Origin of the sequence: Comamonas sp. 23, from assembly GCF_049601575.1 — a bacterium.
Classification (GTDB): domain Bacteria; phylum Pseudomonadota; class Gammaproteobacteria; order Burkholderiales; family Burkholderiaceae_C; genus Comamonas; species Comamonas squillarum.
Window position 1 is genome coordinate 4652006 of sequence record NZ_CP187127.1, and the last position, 25571, is coordinate 4677576.

The 25571-nt window shown below is 64.2% G+C and carries 20 protein-coding genes and 2 pseudogenes; 16 read left to right on the forward strand and 6 right to left on the reverse strand.

Annotated features, from left to right (window positions below):
• Positions 1–39: 39 nt before the first annotated feature.
• From xrtH to htpG, 3 genes are all read right to left on the reverse strand, one after another.
• Positions 40–591, reverse strand: coding sequence for an exosortase H (xrtH, locus tag ACPEE1_RS21005; protein ID WP_116927747.1), 552 nt, complete (start codon positions 589–591; stop codon positions 40–42).
• Between the two features lie 178 nt (positions 592–769).
• Complete coding sequence (locus tag ACPEE1_RS21010) at positions 770–4957, reverse strand: hypothetical protein (RefSeq protein ID WP_423934767.1); 4188 nt, start codon at positions 4955–4957, stop codon at positions 770–772.
• 995 nt (positions 4958–5952) lie between these two features.
• Positions 5953–7902, reverse strand: a complete 1950-nt coding sequence (gene htpG / locus ACPEE1_RS21015) for a molecular chaperone HtpG (RefSeq protein WP_116927745.1) — start codon at positions 7900–7902, stop codon at positions 5953–5955.
• Positions 7903–8312: 410 nt separating this feature from the next.
• Here htpG and ACPEE1_RS21020 point away from each other — a divergent pair, with 410 nt between their 5' ends.
• The 7 genes and pseudogenes from ACPEE1_RS21020 to ACPEE1_RS21050 all read left to right on the forward strand — a co-directional run.
• On the forward strand, positions 8313–10460 hold the full coding sequence (locus ACPEE1_RS21020) for a hypothetical protein (RefSeq protein ID WP_423934769.1): 2148 nt from the start codon (positions 8313–8315) through the stop codon (positions 10458–10460).
• A 97-nt stretch (positions 10461–10557) separates the two neighbouring features.
• The gene (locus tag ACPEE1_RS21025; RefSeq protein WP_232539510.1) at positions 10558–11178 is read left to right on the forward strand and encodes a hypothetical protein; all 621 of its coding nucleotides are present in this window, start codon (positions 10558–10560) and stop codon (positions 11176–11178) included.
• Entirely contained in the window at positions 11178–11849 is a 672-nt protein-coding gene (locus tag ACPEE1_RS21030; protein WP_260718764.1) for a hypothetical protein, read from the forward strand. Before ACPEE1_RS21025 ends, ACPEE1_RS21030 begins: the two co-directional genes overlap by 1 nt.
• Before the next feature lie 12 nt (positions 11850–11861).
• Positions 11862–12353 (forward strand): hypothetical protein, encoded by a 492-nt coding sequence (locus ACPEE1_RS21035; protein ID WP_243419463.1) that lies wholly within the window; start codon positions 11862–11864, stop codon positions 12351–12353.
• Positions 12350–13165: a hypothetical protein gene (locus ACPEE1_RS21040; RefSeq protein ID WP_423934772.1), complete on the forward strand. Its 816-nt coding sequence runs from the start codon at positions 12350–12352 to the stop codon at positions 13163–13165. The genes ACPEE1_RS21035 and ACPEE1_RS21040 overlap by 4 nt, the downstream gene beginning before the upstream one ends.
• A complete protein-coding gene (locus tag ACPEE1_RS21045) occupies positions 13162–13827 on the forward strand; it encodes a hypothetical protein (protein ID WP_423934774.1) in 666 nt (221 codons plus the stop codon). The genes ACPEE1_RS21040 and ACPEE1_RS21045 overlap by 4 nt, the downstream gene beginning before the upstream one ends.
• Positions 13828–13865: 38 nt before the next feature.
• Positions 13866–14124 (forward strand): annotated as a pseudogene (locus tag ACPEE1_RS21050) (amidase family protein); the annotation flags it as partial.
• Positions 14125–14161: 37 nt separating this feature from the next.
• Here the strand turns inward: ACPEE1_RS21050 and ACPEE1_RS21055 are convergent.
• Positions 14162–14620, reverse strand: a pseudogene (locus ACPEE1_RS21055) (molecular chaperone HtpG); the annotation flags it as partial.
• A 372-nt stretch (positions 14621–14992) separates the two neighbouring features.
• Here ACPEE1_RS21055 and ACPEE1_RS21060 point away from each other — a divergent pair.
• The 8 genes from ACPEE1_RS21060 (at position 14993) to ACPEE1_RS21095 (ending at position 22396) form a co-directional block, all read left to right on the forward strand.
• Positions 14993–17191, forward strand: coding sequence for a hypothetical protein (locus ACPEE1_RS21060; protein WP_423934776.1), 2199 nt, complete (start codon positions 14993–14995; stop codon positions 17189–17191).
• 99 nt (positions 17192–17290) lie between these two features.
• Entirely contained in the window at positions 17291–17908 is a 618-nt protein-coding gene (locus ACPEE1_RS21065) for a hypothetical protein (RefSeq protein ID WP_116926192.1), read from the forward strand.
• The gene (locus ACPEE1_RS21070) at positions 17908–18564 is read left to right on the forward strand and encodes a hypothetical protein (RefSeq protein ID WP_423934777.1); all 657 of its coding nucleotides are present in this window, start codon (positions 17908–17910) and stop codon (positions 18562–18564) included. Before ACPEE1_RS21065 ends, ACPEE1_RS21070 begins: the two co-directional genes overlap by 1 nt.
• A gap of 13 nt (positions 18565–18577) precedes the next feature.
• Positions 18578–19069 carry a hypothetical protein gene (locus ACPEE1_RS21075; RefSeq protein ID WP_423934779.1) on the forward strand — a complete coding sequence of 164 codons (492 nt, stop codon included), beginning with the start codon at positions 18578–18580 and terminating at the stop codon, positions 19067–19069.
• Positions 19066–19881 (forward strand): hypothetical protein, encoded by an 816-nt coding sequence (locus ACPEE1_RS21080; RefSeq protein WP_423934780.1) that lies wholly within the window; start codon positions 19066–19068, stop codon positions 19879–19881. Before ACPEE1_RS21075 ends, ACPEE1_RS21080 begins: the two co-directional genes overlap by 4 nt.
• Complete coding sequence (locus ACPEE1_RS21085; RefSeq protein WP_423934782.1) at positions 19878–20543, forward strand: hypothetical protein; 666 nt, start codon at positions 19878–19880, stop codon at positions 20541–20543. Before ACPEE1_RS21080 ends, ACPEE1_RS21085 begins: the two co-directional genes overlap by 4 nt.
• 83 nt (positions 20544–20626) lie before the next feature.
• Entirely contained in the window at positions 20627–21928 is a 1302-nt protein-coding gene (locus ACPEE1_RS21090) for an amidase (protein WP_260718761.1), read from the forward strand.
• A 9-nt stretch (positions 21929–21937) separates the two neighbouring features.
• Entirely contained in the window at positions 21938–22396 is a 459-nt protein-coding gene (locus ACPEE1_RS21095) for a hypothetical protein (protein WP_116926189.1), read from the forward strand.
• Positions 22397–22474: 78 nt separating this feature from the next.
• On the opposite strand, the gene ACPEE1_RS21100 is transcribed toward ACPEE1_RS21095, so the two are convergent.
• Entirely contained in the window at positions 22475–24100 is a 1626-nt protein-coding gene (locus ACPEE1_RS21100; RefSeq protein WP_423934784.1) for a pseudouridine synthase, read from the reverse strand.
• Positions 24101–24421: 321 nt separating this feature from the next.
• Here ACPEE1_RS21100 and ACPEE1_RS21105 point away from each other — a divergent pair, with 321 nt between their 5' ends.
• Complete coding sequence (locus ACPEE1_RS21105) at positions 24422–24649, forward strand: hypothetical protein (RefSeq protein WP_116926187.1); 228 nt, start codon at positions 24422–24424, stop codon at positions 24647–24649.
• Positions 24650–24654: 5 nt separating this feature from the next.
• Here the strand turns inward: ACPEE1_RS21105 and ACPEE1_RS21110 are convergent, their stop codons facing one another.
• Positions 24655–25395: a Crp/Fnr family transcriptional regulator gene (locus ACPEE1_RS21110; RefSeq protein WP_116926186.1), complete on the reverse strand. Its 741-nt coding sequence runs from the start codon at positions 25393–25395 to the stop codon at positions 24655–24657.
• Positions 25396–25571: the final 176 nt, after the last annotated feature.

A 25571-nucleotide genomic window follows, 5' to 3' on the forward strand; every position in this document is an offset into this window, starting at 1 on the left:
AAAAAAGCCAGCAGTGCTTGCACTGCTGGCCGGTTCAAATCAGGCGGCTGCCAGCGTGGGCTCGGCCCCCGAGCCCGAGGGAGGCGGTTGGTCCGAGCCATCCTCGGCTCGCTTGGCGCGCTGGCCGGCACGCACCCAGACCAGCCAGACGACCAGCACGTCCAGCATGATCAGCGCCTGCCACAGGTACTCATGGGCAAAGTTGAAGGCCGTCATGTTCCACTGGCCCAGGTAGAACAGGCTGATCACGCGCACGATATTGACCGCTTGCACCGCGATGAAGCCCAGCACCAGGCCGATGAGCTTGTGGCGCCAGCTCGAGGGGAAGGCCATGATGGCGGCAAACAACACAATGCAGGCCTCGATGCCATTGCAGCCGGCCTCGATCGACACGCCAAAATTGGTGGCATGGTTCCACAGCACCTTGCCTTCGGCGACAGCAGACTTGTCAAACCAGGTCACCAAAAAGGCGCAGATCTGCGCCAACATCGCCGTCCAGGGCTCGACCAGGTGCTTTTGCACCCAGCTGAGCATATTGAGACCAAACAAAGTGAGCTGCAGCCCCAGAAATACAAAAAAGAAGCGAACCATGGTACGTGCCTGCTGTCGTCGAAGTGGACGTAGGAGCAAATATAGCCGTTAAAGTTCTGGCCGGGGGAAATGCCTCTGTCAACAACTGCTGTTCCTGCGGCAAATCCCCACGCAAAAAAAGCCGCGCATGGCTATGCGCGGCTGGGGTGCTGGAGGCAAATCCTATGGCATAGCCTTCTCAGCTGCGGCGTCCCAGTCGCAGTGCGGCCAGGCCAGCCATGGCCAGCGCCATCAGCAGCAGCGCCCCAGGGACCAAGGCAGGCACGGGCACTGCGGTCTGGTCACCGGGCCGGCCTTCGCCGCCGCCATTGTCCTTGCCAGCAATGGTTGTGGTCGCCGAGCTTTCGTTGTTGCTCGGGTCGCTATCGCCGTGCAGGTCCACCACGGCGGTATTGACCAGGCTGGCCGGGCCTTGCAGCGCGGCATCCACGGTGGTCTCCACCGTCAAGCTCACCGATGCACCCACGGCCAGCGGCTCCAGCACGCAGCCCAGCGTGCGGCTGCCTGCGTCAAAACGGCAGGCCGGCGAGGCTTGCACAAAGACCAGGCCTTCGGGCAAGACATCGGTCACGCTGGCTTCGCGGCTGTCGGCCGGACCGTTGTTCACAACGGTCAAGGTGTAGGTCAGCGCATCGCCTGCGGCGGCCTGGGCCTTGTCCACCGATTTGGTCAACGCCAGATCCACCAGCGCCAGCGGCGTCTCGCTGTGGCTGTCGTTGTTGGACTCGTCGGTATCGCCGGGGCTCGTCAGGCGGGCGCTGTTGACCACACGGGTCTGTCCTTCCGTACGCGACAGCAGCTTGGCGCTGAAGGGGAGAGCCACTTGCTCACCGGCGTTGAGCGTGGTGATCTCGCAGCGCAAGGCGCGCGTGGCCTCGTCATAGCTGCAGCCGGCAGGGGCCGCGCCTTCCAGCGCCAGGCCTTCGGGCAGCACATCGCTGACGACCGCCTGGCCGTTCACCAGGTCATTGCGCGGGCTGGCTGCCGGGTCTTCCTCGTTCTTCACCGTCAAGGTGTAGGCGATCAGATCGCCCACATCAACGGCACTGGTGGCCGAGGTGGTCTTGGTCAGCGACAGATCCACATAGCGCAGCTTGTCCAGCTCTTCGGGCGAGATTTGCGCCGGGTCATAGGTGGAGGTACGGTCCGTGGTCTGGTTGTTCTTGCTGACATCCATGCCGCCCAGCACTTCCACATCGGCCGCCACCGTCGCGCGGTGGTTGACGGTGCCTACGGCGCGGCCATCGAGCAGCGCAGCGGGCTCCATCGTGAACTTGATCGCCACCGATTCATTGGGCGCCAACCAGGGGAAATCACAGACCAGACTGCCCGCCAGCGCACCGGCGGCCGGCACGGTACAGCTGTCCAGGCCAATGCGGCTATCCCCATTGGCCAGTTGCACGCTGTCGAGCGAGACAAAGCGGAAGTCGGCCGTCGATCCCGCTGCCGGGAACTGGTCCACCATCTGCACGCCCGTCGCATAGGACTGCGATGCACCGCTGTTGGTCACCGTGATCGTGTACTGGGTCTTGCCGGTGTCCAGCGGGATGCCGTCATGGGTATGGCGCATGTTCACCAGCACATCGACCTGGGGCTTGTCCAGCGGCACCGTTTCGTTGGCGCTGTTGTTGCCCAGGTCCGTCTCCGGCGTGACCGAGGCCACGAGGACGCTGTTGTCCAGCTGAGGCGAGTAGTCCTTGGCGCGTGAGCGCAGCTGGTAGCTGACCGTCTTTTGCGCGTTCTCGGCGACCGCATCGGTCCAGACGCAGGTCATCGTGCGGTTGGCTTCGGTGATCTCCAGGCCGGCGGCAAACGTGGCGCCGCCGCTCAAGCTGCAGCTGCCACCGCTGATGCTGGGCGCAGAGCCCACCAAGATGGTGTCGAGCGGCAGGCGATCGGTCACGCGAACCTGGCGCGCCTGCGAGGGGCCGCTGTTCTTGGCCGTCAAGGTGTAGGTGATCGCCTGGCCGGCGGCAGCGCTCTCGGGTGCGGCCTGCTTGGTCACGGTCAGATCGGTCAGTGCTTCGAGCACTACCGAGGCCTGCGCACGGTTGTTGGCGGTGTTGAACTCCGCCGTATCGGGCGAGCTCACATCGGCCACATTGACGATGGTGTTGGTCTGCGTGGCATCGTCCTGGGGGTCCACATACTGGCGCGCCTTGATGACGACCAGATACTCAACATCCGGGTCGGCAGGCAGGTTGCGCAGGGTGCAGCTGACGGTCGCAGACTTCTGGTGGTTGTCACCCGAAATGCTGCAGCCATCGGAGGCGGCAGTGCTGCCCGCCTTCAAACCCAGCATCTGGGCCTGCGGCACCTCAGGCATTTGCACCTCGGCCGTCAGATAGCGGCTGTTGTCATAGGTTTTCACCCCCAGTACGCCGGCGCTGACGTCGGTCAGCAGGTTGCCGATGACATCGGTCACCGTGACGGTTTGCGCAGCCTGCAGGTCTAGATTGCGCCCATTCTCAGGTACATCGTTTTTCACGCGCAGGGTGTAGACCACCTCGGCACCCGAGGCCTTCGCGCCACCGGTGATCACCGCAGACTTGCTGATCGACAGGTCGGCCTGGCGCTCCGATATGTTGACTTTGTTGCTGCTCACGATCTGGCCCAGCGGCGCACCGTCACGCCCCTGCATACCCTCCAGTGCAGCGCCGTTGGCGATGGAGGCAAACTGGCCGTTTGCCGCATCGATGTGGGCCACCACATTGAGCAGGAGCTCCGAGGTGCTGCCAGCCGCAATGCCGCCGCTGAAGGTGCAGGTCAGCAATTTCCCCAGTTCGGTGGCCGTGCTGCTTGCGGGGCTGCAGACCCAGGGAGACCCAGCGGCAACGCCCAGAAACTGCAGTTGGCCGTCGAGCTGGTCGGTCACCGTCATGGTCTGGCCGGGCAGCACATCCAGCGGCCCATTGTTCTTGATCTTGATCGCGTACTGGTATTGCTGGCCGGAGGCAATCACCGACGCCGTCGTGCTTTTGCTCAGCGCCAGATTGACCTTGTTGCTGACCAGCACGCTCGCCTGCGCCTGGTTGTTGGCGCCCACATTGGCGGGCGGCTCATTGCTGGCCGAGACCTCGGCCGAGTTGTTGATGACGCTCTCTGCCGCCACCGAAGACACATCCACCAAGGCCTTGACCGTGATTTGCGGCAGGTTCGGGGTAAAAGCACCGCTGTACTGGCAGCGAACGATTTGCGCGTTGTTGCTGCACACCCAGTCGTTGCCAGTCGCACCGACGAACGTGACACCGGCAGGCAGGGTGTCGGTGACGACAATGTCCTGCGGCACCAGCTCTCCGGCGACCCGCTTTGCGCTGAGCGTATAGGTCACCGGCACAGGCGCGCTGGCCTGCTTGTCCAGCACCTTGGGATTGACGACCTTGGTGAGCGCCATGTCCAGGTTCACATTGGGCTGCACCTGGATCTGCACATCATCGGTGTTGTTGTCAGGGTCGGCATCCAGAAACAGCTGACCGGTGGCGGTCTCCCCCGACACCGACACCGCACTGGCCACCTGGCCGCCGCTGGTCTTGACCAGCAAGGGCACGCTCAGCAGCGGCAAATCCTGGCCACGGCCGACCGACTGGCCAGCGGGCACGGTGTAGCTGCAGCTCCATACCGGCACGGGCTGGTTGGCGCTGGTGTCATCGGCCAGCTTGCACACCCAGCCATTGCCGCCAGGGCTGCCCTGGAACTCGGTGCCCTCGGGCTGTGGAAAACGCAGTTGGGCCTTTTCACCCGCCTTGAGCGCAAAGGCATAGGGCGAGTCGGCATTGCGCACCTGCAGCTGGTAGTCGACCTTGTCGCCCTGGGTGTGGCTTGCGCCATTCACCGGCGCGAGGATCTGCACAGCCAGATCGGCGCGTTCGTAGGTGGTGATGGTGCGCTCGATGCGGCTGTGGTTCGGAGCCGCCTCGCCCGCATCCGGATCCGCGTTGTCGGGGCTGGAGGCAGACGCCTGCGCCGTCCAGTCCGTCCCCGCGCTGGGCAGCTTGACGCGGAAGTCCACCGCGACAAAATCGGTCGCCGTCACCAACGCAAGATTGCATGTCAGCGCAGCGCCTGCCTCGATGGTGTCGCCGGCCTGGGGCAGCGGCTGGGCACATTGCACGCCGGCGGGCGCGACGATTTCCTGAAAAATGGCGCCCGCAGGCAGCTGCTGAAGCAGCGACACATTGGCGACCTCGCCGCTGCCGCCATTGAGCTTGACCTTGGCGCGGTAGACAAAGTCGGCGCCCACCGGGCCATCGACCGAACCGCTCTCGGCAACGGCCCCGGTCTGGGCGACAAAGGCGTCATGGTTCACAAAGATGTCGTAGCGGGTCGACTGCGCAGCGGCCATCGCCGGCAGCAGACCAGAGACCAAGGCAAAGGCAACGCTGCACCGCAGGGGGCTGCGTAGCGGCGGCGATCGATACGGGAGTAACACTTTCAATGTCCTGTTTAAAAAGGCAAAGCTCCGCCCTCTCCTGAAAAACAGAGATAACGGCTTGCGTGTTCAGTGAAATAAAAGATTTCCGCTAAATACCAAAGATTTTCTGAGCGATCACAGCGATAACACCCAGTGGTAGTAACGGATTCTTAAGACCCTGCTGTACCTGACAACAAGGGCTGCGAATGTAGCACCGACCATTCACCTATATATGCAATAAACTTTTAATAAATTAATTGAATATATAAAAATGATGCACCAAAACGATGCAGACCGGGCCATAGCATTTCCGGTCCAGCGTTGGACCGCTGGTATGCGCTGCTGCCTCTGCGCTCCCGCAGGCATACCGTGGGCGTTGAAGGCATGCGCTGCCCAGTGCTGCACACGCAGCGCCGCTGTGCATGCAGCCGCGCCGAAGAGATAAAACCGCAATAAATTGATTTATCTATCAAATAACAGATCTAGAGCAGACGGTGGCGGCTCGAAGAGACAACCAGAGCCAAAGCGATGTGCGCAGCATCAAGGTCCGCGATGGGGCACAAGTTTTCTTGCGGTAGCGTTTTTTGAACTCTCTTGGCATGCAGGCACTCAGGATAAAAACAATTTGACACAGAATTAAAACACCCCGATGCGGCAGCTGCTGGTCCTCAAGATGCATCGCCGCCGATATGTCAACAATTCTTAACTTTGATTTTGTCGGGTATTATGGAATTATTTACCACTGAAAGTTAGCACTTCCCTCGTGATAAAAAGCAAATAATCCATCGATATTCACAAAAAAGAATAAAAACCACACACCATTGCCAGCAATGGCTGGCATGAAATTCCCACCCCGTTTCTGCAGGGGCCAACCCGCTGCCAGGCCTCAGATAAAAAAATCCCCGCCCGGCTTTTCAACCGGCGGGGATTTTCATTCGGTGGGTGCGGCTTTATGCCAGCAGTGCATTGACCCGTTTGACATAGGCGGCAGGGTCGTCGGGCAAACCGCCTTCGGCCAGTACCGCCTGGTCAAACAGGATCTGGGCCAGGTCGTGGAAGTGCACCGAGCCGTCCAGCTTCTTGACCAGCGGGTGCTCCGGATTAACCTCCAGCACCGGCTTGGACTCGGGCGCTGGCTGGCCCGCCTGCTTGAGCAGGCGCGCCAGTTGCAAGCTCATGCCGCTGTCCGAGACCACGAGGCAAGCGGGCGAGTCCACCAGGCGGCTGGTGGCACGCACGTCGTCTGCCCGGTCCTTCAAGGCTTCCTTGAGCTGGGCCAGCACCGGCTTGAAGGCTTCGGCGGCTTCTTCGGCCGCTTTCTTCTCTTCCTCGTTTTGCAGCTTGCCCAGATCGACAGCGCCCTTGGCCACCGATTGCAGCGGCGTGCCGTCAAAGTCCTGCAGGAAGTTCAGCGCCCACTCGTCGACCCGGTCGGTCATCAGCAGCACCTCGATGCCCTTTTTCTTGAACACTTCAAGCTGCGGGCTGCTCTTGGCGGCGGCCAAGGTGTCGGCGGTGATGTAGTAGATGGCGTCCTGCCCCTCTTTCATGCGCGCCTTGTAGTCGGCAAACGAGGTGTTCAGGCCGTCGTGGGTGGTCGATGCAAAGCGCAGCAGCTTGGCGATGCGCTCCTTGTTGCCCATGTCCTCGCCCAGGCCTTCCTTGAGCACCGCGCCAAACTCGCTATAGAAGCGGCTGTATTTGCCTTCCTTGGCCTTGTCGTCTTCGCTGACCACATCCACCACGCCATCGCTGCCTTCGGCATCGGCCTGGGGCTTGTCGTGGCGGGCCAGGTCTTCGAGCATAGCCAGCACGCGCTTGACCGAGCCATCGCGGATCAGGCGCACATCGCGGCTTTCCTGCAGCAGCTCGCGGCTCACGTTCAGCGGCAAGTCGGCCGAGTCGATCACGCCTTTGACAAAGCGCAGGTACTGCGGCATCAGCGCCTGGGCATCGTCCATGATGAAGACGCGCTTGACGTAGAGCTTGATGCCCGCGTGCTTGCCCTGCTGGTACAGGTCAAACGGCGCCTTGGCGGGGATGTAGAGCAGCTGCGTGTACTCGGTATTGCCTTCGACCCGGTTGTGGCTCCAGGTCAGCGGGTCTTCGTAGTCGTGGCTGATGGCCTTGTAGAAGTCCTGGTACTGCTCGGGCGTGATGTCCTTCTTGGCACGGGTCCACAAGGCGCTGGCCTTGTTCACGGTTTCCCACTCGCCGGTCTTAGCCATCTCGCCGGGCTGGTCGTTCTCACCCTCTTTCCATTCTTCCTTTTCCATCAGGATGGGCAGGCTGATGTGGTCGGAGTATTTGGCAATCACTTCCTTGAGCTTGTAGCCGTTCAAGAAGTCCTGCGCGTCCTCGCGCAGGTGCAAGATGATGCTGGTGCCGCGCTGGGCACGGTCGATCTGCTCGACCTCGAAGTCGCCCATGCCGCCGCTGGTCCAGCGCACGCCTTCCGAAGCCTGGGTCCCCGCGCGGCGCGACTCGACGGTGATCTTGTCGGCCACGATGAAGCCCGAGTAAAAGCCCACGCCGAACTGGCCGATCAGCTGCGAATCGGCCTTCTGGTCGCCACTGAGCTTGTCCATGAAGGCCTTGGTGCCGCTCTTGGCAATCGTGCCCAGGTTGTCGATGGCCTCTTGCGTGGTCATGCCGATGCCGGTGTCGGTGATGGTCAAGGTCTTGGCCTTGCTGTCATAGGACACGCGCACTTCTAGATCGGGCTGGTCGCCGTACAGACCGCTGTCATTGAGCGCTTCAAACCGCAGCTTGTCGCATGCATCCGACGCATTGGAGATCAGCTCGCGCAAAAAAATCTCCTGGTTCGAATACAGCGAATGCGTCACCAGGTGGAGCAATTGGGCCACTTCGGCCTGGAAGGAATGGGTTTTTTTGGTCATGGGAGGTCAATCTTCATCAACACAGATCAAGGGCCTATATGGGTGCGGGCCGCGCCGTTTCAAGCTATACCGTCATTTTAGGAATTGTTTATCCAAACAATCTATATCAAGCAAAGATTTATGACATAGATCGCTGATAAATGATCATGATCACCCGTAGAGCAGATATTCAATTTCCTTTATGCACACCATCACATCTCATTGTTATTTCCCCTGACACACTTAACGTTGTGTATCAAATTTTGACATTTGATTGGTGGCATCCACGCAAAATAAATCCAACGTTAGTTAACACCTAATTACAAATGAATGTTGTTGAGCGGCATCCCTTGTGCAGCGGCACTGGATTCTTCCAGGCGTTTACAGGGCTTGCCGCTTGGGGGATGTTGGTGCTGGTGCTTGGTGGGCATGTGCCCCTAGCCCAAGCACAGAGCGATCAGGCAGTCAGTGCCCAGGTGGAGTCACTGAGCGCTGCCCAGGCCGAACAAGCCCGGCTGCGCGCCCTCGTGGAGGCGGCGCCCGCCGCCTACGAGGACAACTTCATGAGCGCCGATGAACTGACGGCCCTGCGGGCCGGTGAAGCCGACGAGCTAGACCCCAGCACTTTGCCGCTGGGGCTGCGCAGCTGGGTGCTGGAGAGCCGCCTGGGCGTCGCCCAGTCCGACAATGGGGAGCTGGGCAGCAAGCGCGGCATCGAGCTGGGCCAGCGCATCCAGTACCGCCAGCAGACGCTGAACTATGGCGAGTGGCTGCTGCAGGCCGATGTGCGCAGCATGCATGGCGGCCAAGACGCCTTCAATGGCATTGGCGCCCTGGGCTATGCCCGCCAATCCAGCAGCCAGCGCATCACCGTGCAGAACCTGGCTATCCCCCTGACACCGGGCATCCGCATGGATACCACCATCGGTGACGGCTACAGCGAGCTGACCCGGGGCCTGGGCCAGAACTACCGCCTGATGCTGGGCACCAGCACCTTGCGCGGCCTCTCGACCCGAATCTATGGCGCGGACTTTGACATCAGCGCCGGCATGGGCCAGCGCGGCGACCTGCTTGGCGGCCCCTACCCCGGCTTCGAAAAAAGCCAGGGCACGCTCGCCTGGGTGGGCGCCACCCAGCGCCTGGGCGGCGCCTGGTATGCCGCTGGCCAACTGAACCAGGCCAATAACGTTGCAGCGGTGGACTATGGCCTCTGGAGCGACCAGGACAGTGGCAGCAAGCGGGTCAGCAGCTGGGCTGCAGCACTGGGCTATGGATCGCCCACGCAGCAGGACGGCGCATTGCGCGGCCGACTGACCGCGCTGGGCAGCAGCACAAGCAGCGATTCGGCACAAACCCCATCTGGCAGTGCACAAGGCCTGTATCTGGAGGCAGACACCAAGCTGGGCCGCTACCGCCATACCTGGGGTGCCTATGTGACCCGCCCCAATCTGCATTTTGGTGACTACCTGCTGCCCTCGGGCACGCAGGGCGCCTACTGGCGCATGGACCACAGCACCAGCCGCATGAGCTGGGGCACGGGGGTGGATGTGGAGCGCATGCGCGCCAGCAGTTGGCCGGCCCAGCAGGGCCAGACCCGCGTGGGGCTGAGCGGCAATCTGCACTACCAGCTGGACCGCCGAACCGCGCTGGGCGGCAACCTTAACGTCTACCAAACCCGCTATGCAGGAGACGGCCAGGGTGGCGGCCTCGATGGCAAGATGCGCAGCCTTTATGCCTATGCCTTCTACCAGACCCGCTTTGGCGAACTGCCACGCTCGCGCTTCAGCCTGAGCCTGCGCAGCAATGAGCAGATTGTGCTGGGTGACGGCACCGCCACCGGCCGCGAGCTGCAGTGGGAGCAGGACTGGATCAGCGCCCAGCGCGAGACCATGCGCCCCGAGCTGGTCACCACCTTGGGCTGGGCCGATGACCGCAGCAACGGCAGCCACCAGCGCTACCCCACGGCCGGGGTACAGGGCCGCTACTGGGCCAGCAACAGCCTGAGCTTTTTCGGCAACCTGCGCTACACCTCGCAAAGCGGCGGGCTTTTCACCAGCCGGGGCCTGTCGGGCAACTTTTCGGCCGAAAAGCAGTGGGGCAACGGCTGGAGCATGGGCCTGGGCGTGCTGCTCAACCAGGCGCGCCTGGCCACCACCCAGGTGCTCAGTTGGACCAGCCCGCAAATCTACCGCAGCAACGACAAGACCGCCTATGCCTATCTGCGCTGGGAAGGCGGCACCGGCCGGCCCTTTGCCGTCGCTGGCGGCATGCCCGGCAATGGCAGCGGCAGCGTCAGTGGACGCGTGTTTTATGACGCCAACAAGGATGGCCGTGTCCAGGCCGATGAATCCGGCGCGCAGGGTATCGAGGTCGTGCTCGATGGGCGCTACCGCACCACCACCGATGCCGAAGGGCGTTTCTTTTTCCCGATGGTTGGCGTAGGCCGCCATCAGCTCAGCCTCACGCTCGACAGCGTGCCCCTGCCCTGGGGCGCAGCCGACGGCACGGTACTGAGCGTTGATGTTCCGCTGCGTGGCGAAGCCAACGCCGAGATCCCCATCACCAAGGTGGAGGAATAACCATGCAGCAGAACCCAGGCCCCCGATTGCGCACCCCGTGCACGGTGTGGGCCAAACCCCGGCGCCCAGGCGCTTGCTCTCTTGAAAGACTCGAACCATGAAACACCCAAAATTGAAAGCATTGGCGCTGGGATCTGCCCTGGCGCTGGCCTACGCCGGCCATGCCTTGGCAGAAAGCCAATACGGCTTCTCCTCGGCCGGTACGGGCACCGTGACCGCCACCGCCAAGGTCAACCTGAGCGTGGTGATCCCCAAGCTGATCCTGCTCAAGGTGGGTTCCAGCAATGCCGTCCAGGACACCGTCACCTGGAACGCAACGCTGACCATTCCGCCCACCCCCGGCACCACGCCCACGGCCACCGCCAACAACGTCCAGGTGCCCTGGGATGGCACCGCGCCCACCGTGGCCGTCACCCCTACAGGCAACGTGCTGTCGGTGGCTGCCTGGACCAATGCCGGCACTGCCAACATCAATTGCGCCGTGGGTGCCTGGAGCCCGGCCGCTGGCGGCCCACCCAATGCCAACTTCACCGTGACAGCAGCAGGTGCAACGCCGGTGCCCCATCCCGGCGCCAACCTGGGCGCATGCGCATCCACCACGCTCACCCCCAACACCTTGTTGAGTGGCACCTGGACCTATGCGCTGACCGGCACGGCCACCGCCTGGAGCGCCGGCACCTACACCGGCTCCGTCACCTATACGGCGACAGGCGTCTGATGCGCAAGCGCGATGCAACCACCGCCGCGCGTGCCGCCCGGCGGGCAGCACGCGCACCGCTGAGTGCGGGGCTGGTACTGCTCGCCTGCGGCATCACGGTGCCCGCCAACGCCGTCATCATCACGGTCAGCGACAGCGCAAGCACCGCCAACTACGCGCTGTCGCTGCAGGTGGGATCTGCTGCCGGTACCGATACGGTGCAGTTCAATGTCTCAGGCAACAATGCGGGCCTTACACCCACCGCCGTCACCGGCTCACCCGCCATTGATATCTCGGTCACGCCGGTTCGCCCGATCATTGCTTCGGAAGTCGCCCGACCCGTCACCTTGCGGGTGGACTCCAGCGCCGGCCTGGTCTGCCAAAGCGGCGCCTGTGGCAGCACCGTCATCCCGTTCAGCAAGATCAGCTGGACGGTCAGCAACAGCAGTGGCTCGGCAGCCGGAGATATTCAGAGCGGTCAGTTCAACGGTGCGACCAACCAACAGATCGCCAGCTTCAACGCCAATGCCAACATCTGCTCGATTCCGATCATCATTCTTTGTCTGGGCACCTGGACGTATCAGACGCGCAACATGAATGCCACGCGCATGACATTCAGCTATGCCAACGACACGTTCTACCCGGCAGGGACCTACCGGGGCACGGTGTATTTCACCGCGTCGATGGAATAAGGAGACGGGTCCATGCCCAGCTTTCGCCTTCGCTGTTGTGCTGCTCTATTGGCCATGGCCGGCGCCTGCGGCCAAGGCGCCCATGCCCAGGCCACCCGGCTGGACGACTCCAGCTCCCCACGTCCCCAGATCAACTCGGATTTTCGCAATGCGCAGATGCTGGATCCGAACACCATCAGCCTGCCTTTCGGACATGTGGAATACCGCTTGGCCACCGCCGCCTATGTGGGCAAGCAGGCCCGCATTTACTACGTCATCCCGTTGGCGGTAGCTGGCCTGCGCTCGCCCATGGGCATGCAGGTGCAATGGCGCAGCAGCGGGCTGTTCCAGGGCGGCATGGGCCGGCCCGGCGACCGCGTGCTGGTCTGGAGCGGCGTGGTGCGTGCGCCCTGGATCACCGAGAGTTTTGACTTGCAGTTGCGCCTAGACCAACGCCAGTTGCAGATGGGCCTGGGCGGCAGCCTGCGCTTTGAATCCTATTTTGAAATCGAGACCCAGCCATGAGCTTTTCCTCCTTCGTGCGCCGTTCTCTGGCCCTGACCCTGCCGCTTGTCGCCTGCCTGGCGCAGGCAGCACCGTTCGAGATGGCGGTCTCCCCATCGCGCTTTGAGCTCACCGCCAAGAGCGGCGAGCGCCTGGGCCAGTCCATCGATCTGCACAACCTGGGCTCGGCCGCCACCGCTCTGTCGGTGCGTACCCTGGACTGGAGCTATTCGGCCGACGGCCAGATTACCTACCATGACGAGCTGCTGCCCGGCAGCTGCCGCCCCTGGGTGGCGCTGGAGCGCCGCACCGTCAAGGTCCCCGCGCAGACCAAGCAGGCCTTTCGCTTCCAGATCACGCCGCCGGCCGATGCGCCGCGTGGTGAATGCCGCTTCATGATCGCCATCGAAGGGGTGGAGCCCGCCCAGCAGACCATCATCCAGAGCGGGGGCGCCAGCCTGAGTCTGCCGGTCACCGGCCGCATTGCCGTGGCCGTCTATGTGATGCTGGGCGGCGCCGAGCCCAAGCTCGAAGTCGAGCAGATCGGCATGCGCGACATTGCCGGCAAGCGCAGCCCTGCCATCACCGTGCGCAACAGCGGTGATGCCCATGGCCGCCTCGAAGGCACGGTGGACGCCAAGGATGCCAAAGGCCGCGACTTTATGCTGGCCGTGGAAGGCACCCCCATCATGCCCGGCCAGACCCGCCACCTGGCCCTGGTACCCAAGGGCGAAGATGGACAGCCTGCCATTCAGCCCAGCTACCCGATCAAGGCCAGAGGCCTGCTGGACTGGGACAAGGGCAGCTTCAAGCTGAACGCGGATTTCCAATGAACACGCAGCGCTGCCCGCTGAAGCTGTTGCGCCATGCGCTGCTGCCATTGGTGCTGACTGCCCTGTGCCCAGCGGCGCAGGCAGGCAGTGCCACCTCCGGCACCGGCAACCTGCCACGCAACACCCCGGCTGTGGCGCTGAACTTTTCCATCCAGATCGACAAGTATGTGTTTTTCCGCATCGGCGATGGCGCCTGGCCCACACCCGGCGGCACCACCTCGCAGGTCGGCTTCAGTTTGAGCCCGTCCATCCCTGCGGTGCCCACCACCCCGACCACGGGCAACAACACGGCCGTCAACTGGAATGGCACCGCGCCCACCTTTGCGGTCGCCGCCAGCGGCAATGTGTTGCCCGTGGAGGTGCGCAGCAATGGCGGACAGGTCAGCGTGTTCGCCACCGTCACCACCGCGCTGACTAGCGGCGCCAACACCATTCCGATGAATATGGTCAGTATCACCAGCAGCGACGCGGCCCTGCCGGCGCCCACCCTTCCGGCCAGCGGCACCGGCACCAGCGTCAATGTCACCGGGGGCGGCACCGGCACAGTCAACAGCCTGGTCACCATCCGGACGGCCAACTGGACCTTTGGCTACAACAGCGCCATCAGTCGCACAGCCGGCAATTACAGTGGGCAGCTGAGCTTTACCGCGTCCGTGCCTTGAGACTACTGCAGCGCCTGCGATAGACGCTGCAAGCCCTGGTGTCGGTCAAGGACCTGCTCGATGTGGCTGGTCAGGTGACCACCGCCGGCGTGGTGATCGTCGGCAAGACGAATATGACGGAGTTCGCGTTCTCGGGCGTGGGCATCCCCCCATTTCGGCACACTGGGCAATGCAGCCGATGTGCTGCACATCCCCGGCGGCTCCTCCTCGGGTGCCAGTGTCAGCTTCGGCCGGGGCCTGGTCGATATCGTCATTCGTTCGGACACCGGCGGCTCGGTGCGCATCCCCGCCGCCTTAAGTCGCCCATGCCGCCGCTGGTCCAGCGCACGCCTTACGATGCCTCTGCACCTGCGCGGCGCGACTCGACGGTGATCTTGTTGGCCACGATTAAGCCGCAGCAAAAGCCCACGCCAAACTGGCCGATCAGCTGCGAATCAGCCTTCTGGTCGCCGCTCAGCTTGTCCATGAAGGCCTGGGTGCCGCTCTTGGCGATCGTGCCCAAGTTGTCGATGGCCTCTTGCGTTGTCATGCCGATGCCGAAGCCGGTGTCGGTGATGGTCAAGGTCTTGGCCTTGCTGTCATAGGACACGCGCACTTCCAGATCGGGCTGGTCGCCGTACAGACCGCTGTCATTGAGCGCTTCAAACCGCAGCTTGTCGCATGCATCAGACGCATTGGAGATCAGCTCGCGCAAAAAGATCTCTTGGTTCGAATACAGCGAATGCGTCACCAGGTGGAGCAGCTGGGCCACTTCGGCCTGGAAGGAATGGGTTTTTTGGTCATGGGAGCTCAGTCTTCATCAACACAGATCAAGGGCGTATATGGGTGCGGGCCGCGCCGCTTCAAAGCGTGCTGCTATTTAATAAATTGTTATATGAATTATCTATAGCAAAAATAGATTTATGACATGGCGTGCTCATAACTGATCACAATCACCGCGCCTGGAACGCTTCAAACTTCTTTACATAGAGTGGATCTCCACTTTGTCATCTCCTCTGACACACTTAACGTTAAGTATCAGAATCTGACAATTGATTGATTCCACCCAAGCAGAATATTTGCAACGAAAGTTAACTCCTAATTACAAATGAAAGTTGTTCTGCGGCACCCCCTTCACAGTGGCACGTGCCCCCGCCCGTCGCTGGCGGGGCATGCCGCATGGGCAATGCTGCTGGCAGCCGGCCTGCAAACCACCGCTCGTGCACAAACCCAGAGTGAGACAGCCTCCGGTGCCCGCGCCGGTGCCCACGCCGGTGCCCAGGTAGAGTCATTGAGCCCCGCCCAGGCCGAACAAGCCCGGCTGCGCGCCCTCGTGGAGGCGGCGCCCGCCGCCTACGAGGACAACTTCATGAGCGCCGATGAACTGACGGCCCTGCGGGCCGCTGAAGCCGACGAGCTAGACCCCAGCACTTTGCCGCTGGGGCTGCGCAGCTGGGTGCTGGAGAGCCGCCTGGGCGTCGCCCAGTCCGACAATGGGGAGCTGGGCAGCAAGCGCGGCATCGAGCTGGGCCAGCGCATCCAGTACCGCCAGCAGACGCTGAACTATGGCGAGTGGCTGCTGCAGGCCGATGTGCGCAGCATGCATGGCGGCCAAGACGCCTTCAATGGCATTGGCGCCCTGGGCTATGCCCGCCAATCCAGCAGCCAGCGCATCACCGTGCAGAACCTGGCTATCCCCCTGACACCGGGCATCCGCATGGATACCACCATCGGTGACGGCTACAGCGAGCTGACCCGGGGCCTGGGCCAGAACTACCGCCTGATGCTGGGCACCAGCACCTTGCGCGGCCTCTCGACCCGAATCTATGGCGCGGACTTTGACATCAGCGCCGGCATGGGCCAGCGCGGCGACCTGCTTGGCGGCCCCTACCCCGGCTTCGAAAAAAGCCAGGGCACGCTCGCCTGGGTGGGCGCCACCCAGCGCCTGGGCGGCGCCTGGTATGCCGCTGGCCAACTGAACCAGGCCAATAACGTTGCAGCGGTGGACTATGGCCTCTGGAGCGACCAGGACAGTGGCAGCAAGCGGGTCAGCAGCTGGGCTGCAGCACTGGGCTATGGATCGCCCACGCAGCAGGACGGCGCATTGCGCGGCCGACTGACCGCGCTGGGCAGCAGCACAAGCAGCGATTCGGCACAAACCCCATCTGGCAGTGCACAAGGCCTGTATCTGGAGGCAGACACCAAGCTGGGCCGCTACCGCCATACCTGGGGTGCCTATGTGACCCGCCCCAATCTGCATTTTGGTGACTACCTGCTGCCCTCGGGCACGCAGGGCGCCTACTGGCGCATGGACCACAGCACCAGCCGCATGAGCTGGGGCACGGGGGTGGATGTGGAGCGCATGCGCGCCAGCAGTTGGCCGGCCCAGCAGGGCCAGACCCGCGTGGGGCTGAGCGGCAATCTGCACTACCAGCTGGACCGCCGAACCGCGCTGGGCGGCAACCTTAACGTCTACCAAACCCGCTATGCAGGAGACGGCCAGGGTGGCGGCCTCGATGGCAAGATGCGCAGCCTTTATGCCTATGCCTTCTACCAGACCCGCTTTGGCGAACTGCCACGCTCGCGCTTCAGCCTGAGCCTGCGCAGCAATGAGCAGATTGTGCTGGGTGACGGCACCGCCACCGGCCGCGAGCTGCAGTGGGAGCAGGACTGGATCAGCGCCCAGCGCGAGACCATGCGCCCCGAGCTGGTCACCACCTTGGGCTGGGCCGATGACCGCAGCAACGGCAGCCACCAGCGCTACCCCACGGCCGGGGTACAGGGCCGCTACTGGGCCAGCAACAGCCTGAGCTTTTTCGGCAACCTGCGCTACACCTCGCAAAGCGGCGGGCTTTTCACCAGCCGGGGCCTGTCGGGCAACTTTTCGGCCGAAAAGCAGTGGGGCAACGGCTGGAGCATGGGCCTGGGCGTGCTGCTCAACCAGGCGCGCCTGGCCACCACCCAGGTGCTCAGTTGGACCAGCCCGCAAATCTACCGCAGCAACGACAAGACCGCCTATGCCTATCTGCGCTGGGAAGGCGGCACCGGCCGGCCCTTTGCCGTCGCTGGCGGCATGCCCGGCAATGGCAGCGGCAGCGTCAGTGGACGCGTGTTTTATGACGCCAACAAGGATGGCCGTGTCCAGGCCGATGAATCCGGCGCGCAGGGTATCGAGGTCGTGCTCGATGGGCGCTACCGCACCACCACCGATGCCGAAGGGCGTTTCTTTTTCCCGATGGTTGGCGTAGGCCGCCATCAGCTCAGCCTCACGCTCGACAGCGTGCCCCTGCCCTGGGGCGCAGCCGACGGCACGGTACTGAGCGTTGATGTTCCGTTGCGTGGCGAAGCCAACGCCGAGATCCCCATCACCAAGGTGGAGGAATAACCATGCAGCAGATCCCAGGTCCGACGCGCGTTATTTGCGATGCACGGCATGGACCGAACTTGTGCGCCAACATGCGCTTCTTTCTTCGAGGACTTTGATATGAAACACCCAAAATTGAATGCACTGGCCCTGGGCACCGCTCTGGCTCTGGCCTGCACCGGCCATGCCCTGGCTGAGAGCCAGTACGGTTTCGCCGCCACCGGTAGCGGCACCGTGACCGCCACCGCCAAGGTCAACCTGAGCGTGGTCATCCCCAAGCTGATCTTGCTCAAGGTCGGCACCACCAATGCCACGCAGGACACCGTCTCCTGGGCCGCCTCGCTGACCATTCCCGGCACACCGGCAACCACGCCCACGGCCACGGCCAACAATGTCCAGGTGCCCTGGGATGGCACCGCCCCGACGGTGACGACGACCGCCTCCGGCAATGTGCTGAATGTGGCCGCCTGGACCAATGCCGGCTCGGCCACCATCAACTGCGCCATGGGCACCTGGAGCGCCACCGGCGGCCCAGCCAATGCCAGCTTTACGGTCACCTCCGGCGGCACCACGCCGCTGCCCCACCCCGGCGCCAACCTGGGCTCCTGCGCTTCCACCACCATCTCGACCAACACCTTGATGAGCGGCACCTGGACCTATGCACTGACCGGCACGGCCAGCAGCTGGACGGCGGGCACCTACACCAACGCCGTCACCTACACGGCCACGGGCGTCTGATGCGCAAGCGCGATGCAACCACCACCGCGCGCGCCGCCTTGCAGGCAGTGCGCGCACCGCTAAGCGCGGGGCTGGTGCTGCTCGCCTGCGGCATCAGCGTGCCTGCCAACGCCGTGATCACCACCGTCAGCGACAGTGGCAGCAGCTATGCGCTGTCGCTGCAGGTGGGGTCTGCTTCCGGGGTGGACACCGTGCAGTTCAATGTCACCGGGAACAACGTGGGCCTCACGCCCACGCCTGTGACGGGTACGCCGGCGATTGATATCTCGGTCACGCCGATGCGGCCTGTTTCCACCTCATCCACCGCCAGACCGGTGACAGTGCGGGTGGACTCCAGCGTTGCACTGGCCTGTGTCAGCGGCCCCTGCGGCGGCACCAACATACCGTTCAGCAAAATCAGCTGGACCAGCACTGGCAACGGCAGTGGTGGCGATATCCAGAACGGTCAGTTCAGCGGCGTGGCTAACCAGCAGCTAGCCAGCTTCAACGCCAATGCCACCTTCTGCTCGTTCCCGCTCATTATTTTTTGCTTGGGCTGGACCTACCAGTCCAATGCGATAAGCGCCACGCGTTTGACGTTCAGCTATGCCAACGACACGATCTACCCGGCAGGCACCTACCAGGGCACGGTGTACTTCACCGCGTCGATGGAATAAAGGAGGCTCGCGCATGCCACGTTTTCGCTTTCCGTGCTTCAGCGTCTTGCTGGCAGCCGCATGCGCCTGGGCCCCAGGCGCGTATGCACAGGCCATCCGGCTGGATGATTCCACCTCCCCCCGGGCCCAGGTCAACGCTGATTTCCGCCAGGCGCAGATGCTGGACAACCAGAACATCAGCCTGCCCTTTGGGCATGTGGAATACCGCCTGGCCACCGCCGCCTATGTAGGCAAGCAGGCGCGCATTTACTACGTCATTCCGCTTGCCGTGGCGGGTCTGCGCTCGCCCGCGGGCATGCAGGTGCAGTGGCGCAGCAGCGGCCGTTTCCAGCCCGGCATGGGCCGCCCCGGTGACCGGGTTCAGGTCTGGACCGGTGTGGTGCGCACCCCCTGGATCACCGAAAACTTTGACCTGCAGCTGCGCATTGACCGCCGCGAGCTGCAAATCGGCCAAGGCGGCAGCCTGCGCTTTGAATCCTATTTTGAAATCGAGACCCAGCCATGAGCTTTTCCTCCTTCGTGCGCCGTTCTCTGGCCCTGACCCTGCCGCTTGTCGCCTGCCTGGCGCAGGCAGCACCGTTCGAGATGGCGGTCTCCCCATCGCGCTTTGAGCTCACCGCCAAGAGCGGCGAGCGCCTGGGCCAGTCCATCGATCTGCACAACCTGGGCTCGGCCGCCACCGCTCTGTCGGTGCGTACCCTGGACTGGAGCTATTCGGCCGACGGCCAGATTACCTACCATGACGAGCTGCTGCCCGGCAGCTGCCGCCCCTGGGTGGCGCTGGAGCGCCGCACCGTCAAGGTCCCCGCGCAGACCAAGCAGGCCTTTCGCTTCCAGATCACGCCGCCGGCCGATGCGCCGCGTGGTGAATGCCGCTTCATGATCGCCATCGAAGGGGTGGAGCCCGCCCAGCAGACCATCATCCAGAGCGGGGGCGCCAGCCTGAGTCTGCCGGTCACCGGCCGCATTGCCGTGGCCGTCTATGTGATGCTGGGCGGCGCCGAGCCCAAGCTCGAAGTCCAGCAGATCGGCATGCGCGACATTGCCGGCAAGCGCAGCCCTGCCATCACCGTGCGCAACAGCGGCGACGCCCATGGCCGGCTCGATGGCACGGTCGATGCCAAGGATGCGCAGGGCCGCAGCTTTATGCTGGCCGTGGAAGGCACGCCCATCATGCCCGGCCAGACCCGCCATTTGGCCCTGGTGCCCAAGGCCGAGGATGACCAGGCGGCCCTGCAACCGAGCTACCCCATCAAGGCCAGCGGCCTGCTGGACTGGGACAAGGGCAGCTTCAAGCTGAATGCGGATTTCCAATGAGCACGCAGCGCTGCCCGATCCACCGGCTGTGCCTGGCGCTGTGGCCCCTGGCGCTGGCCGCTGCCAGCAGCAGCGCGCAGGCAGCCAGTGCGACCTCGGGCACTGGCAACCTGCCGCGCACTACACCCGCGGTAGCGCTAAACTTCTCCATCCAGGTCGACAAGTTTCTGTTCTTCCGCATCGGCGACGGCGCCTGGCCCACGCCGGGCGGCACCACCTCGCAGGTCGGCTTCAGTTTGAGCCCGTCCATCCCTGCGGTGCCCACCACCCCGACCACGGGCAACAACACGGCCGTCAACTGGAATGGCACCGCGCCCACCTTTGCGGTCGCCGCCAGCGGCAATGTGTTGCCCGTGGAGGTGCGCAGCAATGGCGGACAGGTCAGCGTGTTCGCCACCGTCACCACCGCGCTGACCAGCGGCGCCAACACCATTCCGATGAATATGGTCAGTATCACCAGCAGCGACGCAGCCCTGCCGGCGCCCACCATTCCAGCCAGCGGCACCGGCACCAGCGTCAATGTCACAGGCGGCGGCACGGGCACGGTCAATAGCCTGGTCACCATCCGCAATGCGAACTGGACCTTTGCCTACAACAGCGCCATCAGCCGCACCGCCGGTAATTACAGCGGGCAGCTGAGCTTTACCGCGGCCGTGCCTTGAGGGATTCCCAGCGCCGCCATACGGATCGGCGCGCAGTTATTGGTTACGATGGCAATCCCATCAGATTTTTGAACGATTTCGCCATGCCTACCAGCGCCGAACGCCTTGCCCAAAGCCTGCAGACCCTGACCGCGCTGGGCGACGAGGCGCAGCGCATCTTCACCCAGCTCTACCCCGAGTCCGCCCAGGAAGCGGCGCAGGCCGCAGACCAGCGCGCCGCGCGCGGCCTGTCGCTGGGCCCGCTGGACGGCAAGCTCGTGTCCATCAAGGACCTGCTCGATGTCGCAGGCCAGGTGACCACCGCCGGCGCCGCCATGCGCCGCCGCAGCGCCCCGGCCGCGCAGGATGCGCCGGTGGTGCGGCGCCTGCGCGCCGCAGGTGCAGTGATCGTGGGCAAAACCAATATGACGGAGTTTGCGTTCTCGGGCGTGGGCATCAATCCCCATTTCGGCACGCCGGGCAATGCCGCCGACGCGCTGCACATCCCCGGCGGTTCGTCCTCCGGTGCCGGGGTCAGCGTGGGCCGGGGACTGGTCGATATCGCCATTGGCTCGGACACCGGCGGCTCGGTGCGCATTCCGGCCGCCTTCAATGGGGTCACCGGCTTCAAGCCCACGCAGGCGCGGGTCTCGCGTGACGGGGCATTTGCGCTGTCCTACACGCTCGATGCGCTGGGCCCGCTGGCCCGCACGGTGGCCGATTGCGCGGCCGCCGACGCCACCATGGCCGGCGCCACCCCCCAGCCGCTGCCCCAGCGCAGCCTGCGAGGCCTGCGCATTGGCCTGCCCCAGGGCCTGCCCTGGACCGACTGCAGCGACGAGGTGCTGGCCCAGACCGACAATGCCATCGCTGTGCTGCAGGCGCAGGGCGCCGCCTTCCGCAAGCTGCCCTGGCAAGATTTGATGGCCGCCCCTGCACAGCTGCAAAGCGAAGGCACCCTCATTGCGGCCGAGGCCGCCGCCATCCACCAGCAGGCGCTGGTGAGCGCGCGCGATGCCTTTGACCCGCGCGTGCTCTCACGCATGGACAAGGGCCGAGCCTTGAGCGCGCCCTACTACATCCAGCTGCTGCAACAGCGCCAGCAATGGATGGCGCAGATGGATGCCGCCATGCAGGAGGTGGACCTGCTGCTGCTGCCCACCATCGCCATCACCGCACCGCGCATTGCGCCGCTGCTGGACGACGACAGCGCCTTCTTCGCGGCCAATGCGCTGATTTTGCGCAACACCTCGATCTTCAATTTCTACGACCTGCCGGCCATCTCGCTGCCGCTGCCCCGCTCTGCGCGCAGCCTGCCGGTCGGCCTGATGCTGGTGGGCGCGCGCATGCAGGATGCCCACTTGCTGGCCCTGGCCGCCGCTGCCGAGCAGGCGCTGGCGCAGTAAGGCCGCAGCATGGGACGCGCAAGCCTGCAATGGACCGATGAGATGCTGGCCGCGCTAGGGACGGACAAGGATGCGGTACTGGCCGAGCGCTGGGGCACCAGCGCCAAAACCGTGAACCTCAAGCGCAACAGCCTGGGCATTGCCGCCTTTGGCCATGTGGCATGGACGCCGGAGATGCTGGCCGCGCTGGGCCAGGAAAGCGATGCCAGCCTGGCCACGCAATGGGGCATCAGCAAGGCCAGCGTCGTGGCCAAGCGTGGATCCCTAGGCATTGCCCCGCTGGACAGCAGCCGGGGCAAGCACAGCCAGCACAGCTGGCAGCCCAACGAAGTGATGCTGCTGGGCACCGCATCCGATGCCGATGTGGCCACGCAGCTGGGTCTGACGGTGGCGGCGGTACGCAATGCCCGCATGGCCCGAGGTATCGCACCGGCCCGCCCCCAAAAACCACCCATCGCAAAAAGCTAACCCCTCCAAGGCCCGTGAAGGCCACAGAGGGGTTCATGCAGCGCTGCAAACCCAAGGCTTGCGGCGGCGGATCAGTGCTTAAAACTCTTCGTTTTCGCCCAGGTAACGCCACTGCCCCACGGGCAGATTGCCCAGCACCACCTTGCCAATGCGGATGCGCTTCAAGCCCACGACAAACAGGCCCACGGCCTCGCACATGCGGCGGATCTGGCGCTTCTTGCCCTCGCGCAGCACAAAGCGCAGCTGCTCGGGGTTCTGCCATTCCACACCCGCGGGCAGCAAGGCCTCACCGTCCAGCGACAGGCCGTGGCGCAGCAGCGCGAGCTTGTCGTCGGGGAAATGCCGCTGCACATCCTGGTCCACCGCACCATAGGTCACGCGCACCAGGTATTCCTTCTCGACCTCGGAGTCCTCGCCAATCAGGTGCTTGGCAATGCGGCCGTCCTGGGTCAGCACCAAGAGGCCGACCGAATCGATATCCAGGCGGCCGCAAGGGGCCAGGCCCTTGAGCTGGCTGAAGTTGAAACGGGTCTTGCTGTGGTCCTCGCGCCAGTGGTTGGGCGGATTGAGCAGCACCATCGCCGGCTCATGGCCATCTTCGGCCTGGCCGCTGACATAGCCCATGGGCTTGTTGATCAGGATCGTCACCTGCTGGGCCTGCAAGTCCTGCGCCTCGCGCTGGATCTCGATCTTGTCGGTCAACTCGACCATCTGGCCCATCGTCGCGATGTCGCCATTGACCAGCACCCAGCCATTCTCGATCCAGGCATCGCCCTCGCGGCGCGAGCATAGACCCAGGTCGGACAGGCGCTTGTTCACGCGCACCTGGCCTTCGGCCTTCAACTGCTCATTCTGGGCCTGGGCCTTGGCGGTCTGCATCGTGCGCTGGGGCGCATCGGCACGCCAGACGTTGGACGGCATCTCGCGGCGCGGGGCATCCCGGCGTGGTGGGCCGTCCCGGTGTGGCGCTTCGTCGCGTGGGCGCTCCGAGCGGAAGCCATCCTGGCGTGGGCCGGCGCCAAAGGAACGGGGTCCGCCCATGCGGGGGCCGTCCGAGCGGGGGCCAAAGCCACGGGGGCCTTCGTTGCGGCGGTCATCCTGGCGGGGGCCAAAGCCACGGGGGCCTTCGTTGCGGCGGTCGTCCTGGCGTGGGCCTGCGGGTCGGCGGCCATCCTGCCGCGGGTCGCGCGATCCAGCACCTACGGAGACAAAGTCACCGCGCCCGGCATAGGGGCGCCCGGCATAGGGGCGCCCGGCGTAGGGGCGCCCAGCATCCGGGCGACCTGCATAAGGGCGCGCATCGTCACGGCGGCCACCGTCAGCGCGGTCGCCAAAACGACGGTCCTGGCCATAGCCACCACCGCGTGCCTCACCACGGCCAAAACCGCCATCGCGGCCCGACCTATCGCGGTCCGGCCAGCTGTCTCTGCTGCCACGCTCACCCCGGTTGTCGCGCGCATCGCGGCTATCACGACCATCACGGCTGTCCCTGCCGCCTCGGTTGTCGCTGAATCGGCTGTCGCCGCCAGGACGGGGCCCTGTGGGGCGCGGGCCACCAGCTGAACGCGGACGGTCCGCACCCGGCCCTCCGTCACGGCCACGCGCAACAGGTGCAGGCGCGGGTTTGCGGGTCAGGGTAAGTTTTTTGCGGCCTTCGCCATCGTCGGCGGCAGGCGTATCAGCAGGAGAGCGGGGATTTGACATAGCCCGCCATTGTCGCGTGTCTGGCCATTCCAAGCTGCGCGCACGGCTATGAAGCCTGTGGACAAGTCTGTGCAGAACTGCCAGCGCGCGGCATTGGCCCCGGCCGGTGCGTTTACAACTTGCACCGGTTTTTACGGAAAACCCCGGCCAGGGGCTCGATCGCCTCCGCCCAGCCCTGCTGGTGTGAACGCCGTAGCCCCAGCCTGCGAGGGCGCAGCCGATATGCATCCGAATGCATACAGATGTGAGCACTGCAAACCAGCCAGAAAAACTTCAATTATTGGGGCGTAGCATGGGCTTATCTATTTTTAGGAGATTCCCATGGCACAAGCACCGTCCTCTCTTTCATCGCAAAAGGCGCTGCGCTGGCTGCCCGCGCTGGCCCTGGTGCTGGGCGCCGCGGCGCTGAGCGGCTGCGACAAGGGCGCCTCGACCGCGCCGATGCCGCGCGCCACCCCGGATAACACCACGCCCGGTGGCTCCATGCCCGCACCGCCACCAGCAGGGGCGACGCCCGAGACGCCAGCGGCCCCGGCCACCAAGCCATAAAAGCACTACAAGTCAAAATCCGCCCGCTGCGGTTTGACCAGCCAGCCCTGTCCGCGCAGGGCCTGCAGGTCGAGCACACGCAGGCCACCGTATTCGATGCGGATAAAGCCCTGGTGCTGCAAGGCGGCAAGGGCTTCGTTCACCCGCTGGCGCGACAGGCCCACCAGGTAGGCGAGTTCTTGCTGGGTGATGCGCAGCACGTCGCTCACCCCCGGGCAGAGCACGGGATTGAACAGCGCAGCCAGTGTGCGCGCCACCCGCTCCTCGGGGCGGTTCAAGCGGTCGATCTCGCGGGCGCTGATGAACTGCGCCAGCCGCTCGTTGAGCTGGTGCATCACAAAGCGGTTAAATCCCAGCGAATGGTCCAGCAGCCAATGGAAGGCATCGACCGGAATGCCGCAGACGGAGCTTTTGCGCAGCGCCTGGATGTCATAGCGGTAGATCTCGCGCTTGAGCGCCGTGCCCTCGCCAAACCACCCGGTGCGGGGCAGCCCGGCAAAGGTCATCGTGCGGCCCTCGCTGTCTTCGGCGCTCATCTTCAAGAGGCCTTCGATCACGCCAAACCAGTAGGTCACCGGCTTGCCTACGCGGCAGACATACTCGCCCGGCTCGGCCTCGGTCACCATCAGCTGGCGCACCGCGTACTCACGCTCGGCGGGTTGCAGAACGGGAATCCAGGGGATGTCGGCCACTTCCGCAGCATGCGGGGCACGGCGGCGTTGGTAGAGAGAGGCATGCGGGCTCATGGCGGCCAAGAATGCACCAGCTTGATGCGGCTGCAAAGGGGGTGGCTACCAACGCCAGTCCTGCATTTGTCACCTGCGCAGCAAGCCAGCGCTGCGGGCGGTCGCAGCCGTAAGACATCAGAAAAATGCCAGCGCTTGCGCGCGCTGCTGCAAGCTACACTGGCAGCCCTGCTCCA

Excerpts from the sequence above, each read along its gene's own strand:
- xrtH (WP_116927747.1), bottom strand. The coding sequence starts at position 591 with ATGGTTCGCTTCTTTTTTGTATTTCTGGGGCTGCAGCTCACTTTGTTT.
- htpG (WP_116927745.1), bottom strand. The coding sequence starts at position 7,902 with ATGACCAAAAAAACCCATTCCTTCCAGGCCGAAGTGGCCCAATTGCTC.
- ACPEE1_RS21025 (WP_232539510.1), top strand. The coding sequence starts at position 10,558 with ATGAAACACCCAAAATTGAAAGCATTGGCGCTGGGATCTGCCCTGGCG.
- ACPEE1_RS21030 (WP_260718764.1), top strand. The coding sequence starts at position 11,178 with ATGCGCAAGCGCGATGCAACCACCGCCGCGCGTGCCGCCCGGCGGGCA.
- ACPEE1_RS21035 (WP_243419463.1), top strand. The coding sequence starts at position 11,862 with ATGCCCAGCTTTCGCCTTCGCTGTTGTGCTGCTCTATTGGCCATGGCC.
- ACPEE1_RS21040 (WP_423934772.1), top strand. The coding sequence starts at position 12,350 with ATGAGCTTTTCCTCCTTCGTGCGCCGTTCTCTGGCCCTGACCCTGCCG.
- ACPEE1_RS21045 (WP_423934774.1), top strand. The coding sequence starts at position 13,162 with ATGAACACGCAGCGCTGCCCGCTGAAGCTGTTGCGCCATGCGCTGCTG.
- ACPEE1_RS21060 (WP_423934776.1), top strand. The coding sequence starts at position 14,993 with ATGCTGCTGGCAGCCGGCCTGCAAACCACCGCTCGTGCACAAACCCAG.
- ACPEE1_RS21065 (WP_116926192.1), top strand. The coding sequence starts at position 17,291 with ATGAAACACCCAAAATTGAATGCACTGGCCCTGGGCACCGCTCTGGCT.
- ACPEE1_RS21070 (WP_423934777.1), top strand. The coding sequence starts at position 17,908 with ATGCGCAAGCGCGATGCAACCACCACCGCGCGCGCCGCCTTGCAGGCA.
- ACPEE1_RS21075 (WP_423934779.1), top strand. The coding sequence starts at position 18,578 with ATGCCACGTTTTCGCTTTCCGTGCTTCAGCGTCTTGCTGGCAGCCGCA.
- ACPEE1_RS21080 (WP_423934780.1), top strand. The coding sequence starts at position 19,066 with ATGAGCTTTTCCTCCTTCGTGCGCCGTTCTCTGGCCCTGACCCTGCCG.
- ACPEE1_RS21085 (WP_423934782.1), top strand. The coding sequence starts at position 19,878 with ATGAGCACGCAGCGCTGCCCGATCCACCGGCTGTGCCTGGCGCTGTGG.
- ACPEE1_RS21090 (WP_260718761.1), top strand. The coding sequence starts at position 20,627 with ATGCCTACCAGCGCCGAACGCCTTGCCCAAAGCCTGCAGACCCTGACC.
- ACPEE1_RS21095 (WP_116926189.1), top strand. The coding sequence starts at position 21,938 with ATGGGACGCGCAAGCCTGCAATGGACCGATGAGATGCTGGCCGCGCTA.
- ACPEE1_RS21100 (WP_423934784.1), bottom strand. The coding sequence starts at position 24,100 with ATGTCAAATCCCCGCTCTCCTGCTGATACGCCTGCCGCCGACGATGGC.
- ACPEE1_RS21105 (WP_116926187.1), top strand. The coding sequence starts at position 24,422 with ATGGCACAAGCACCGTCCTCTCTTTCATCGCAAAAGGCGCTGCGCTGG.
- ACPEE1_RS21110 (WP_116926186.1), bottom strand. The coding sequence starts at position 25,395 with ATGAGCCCGCATGCCTCTCTCTACCAACGCCGCCGTGCCCCGCATGCT.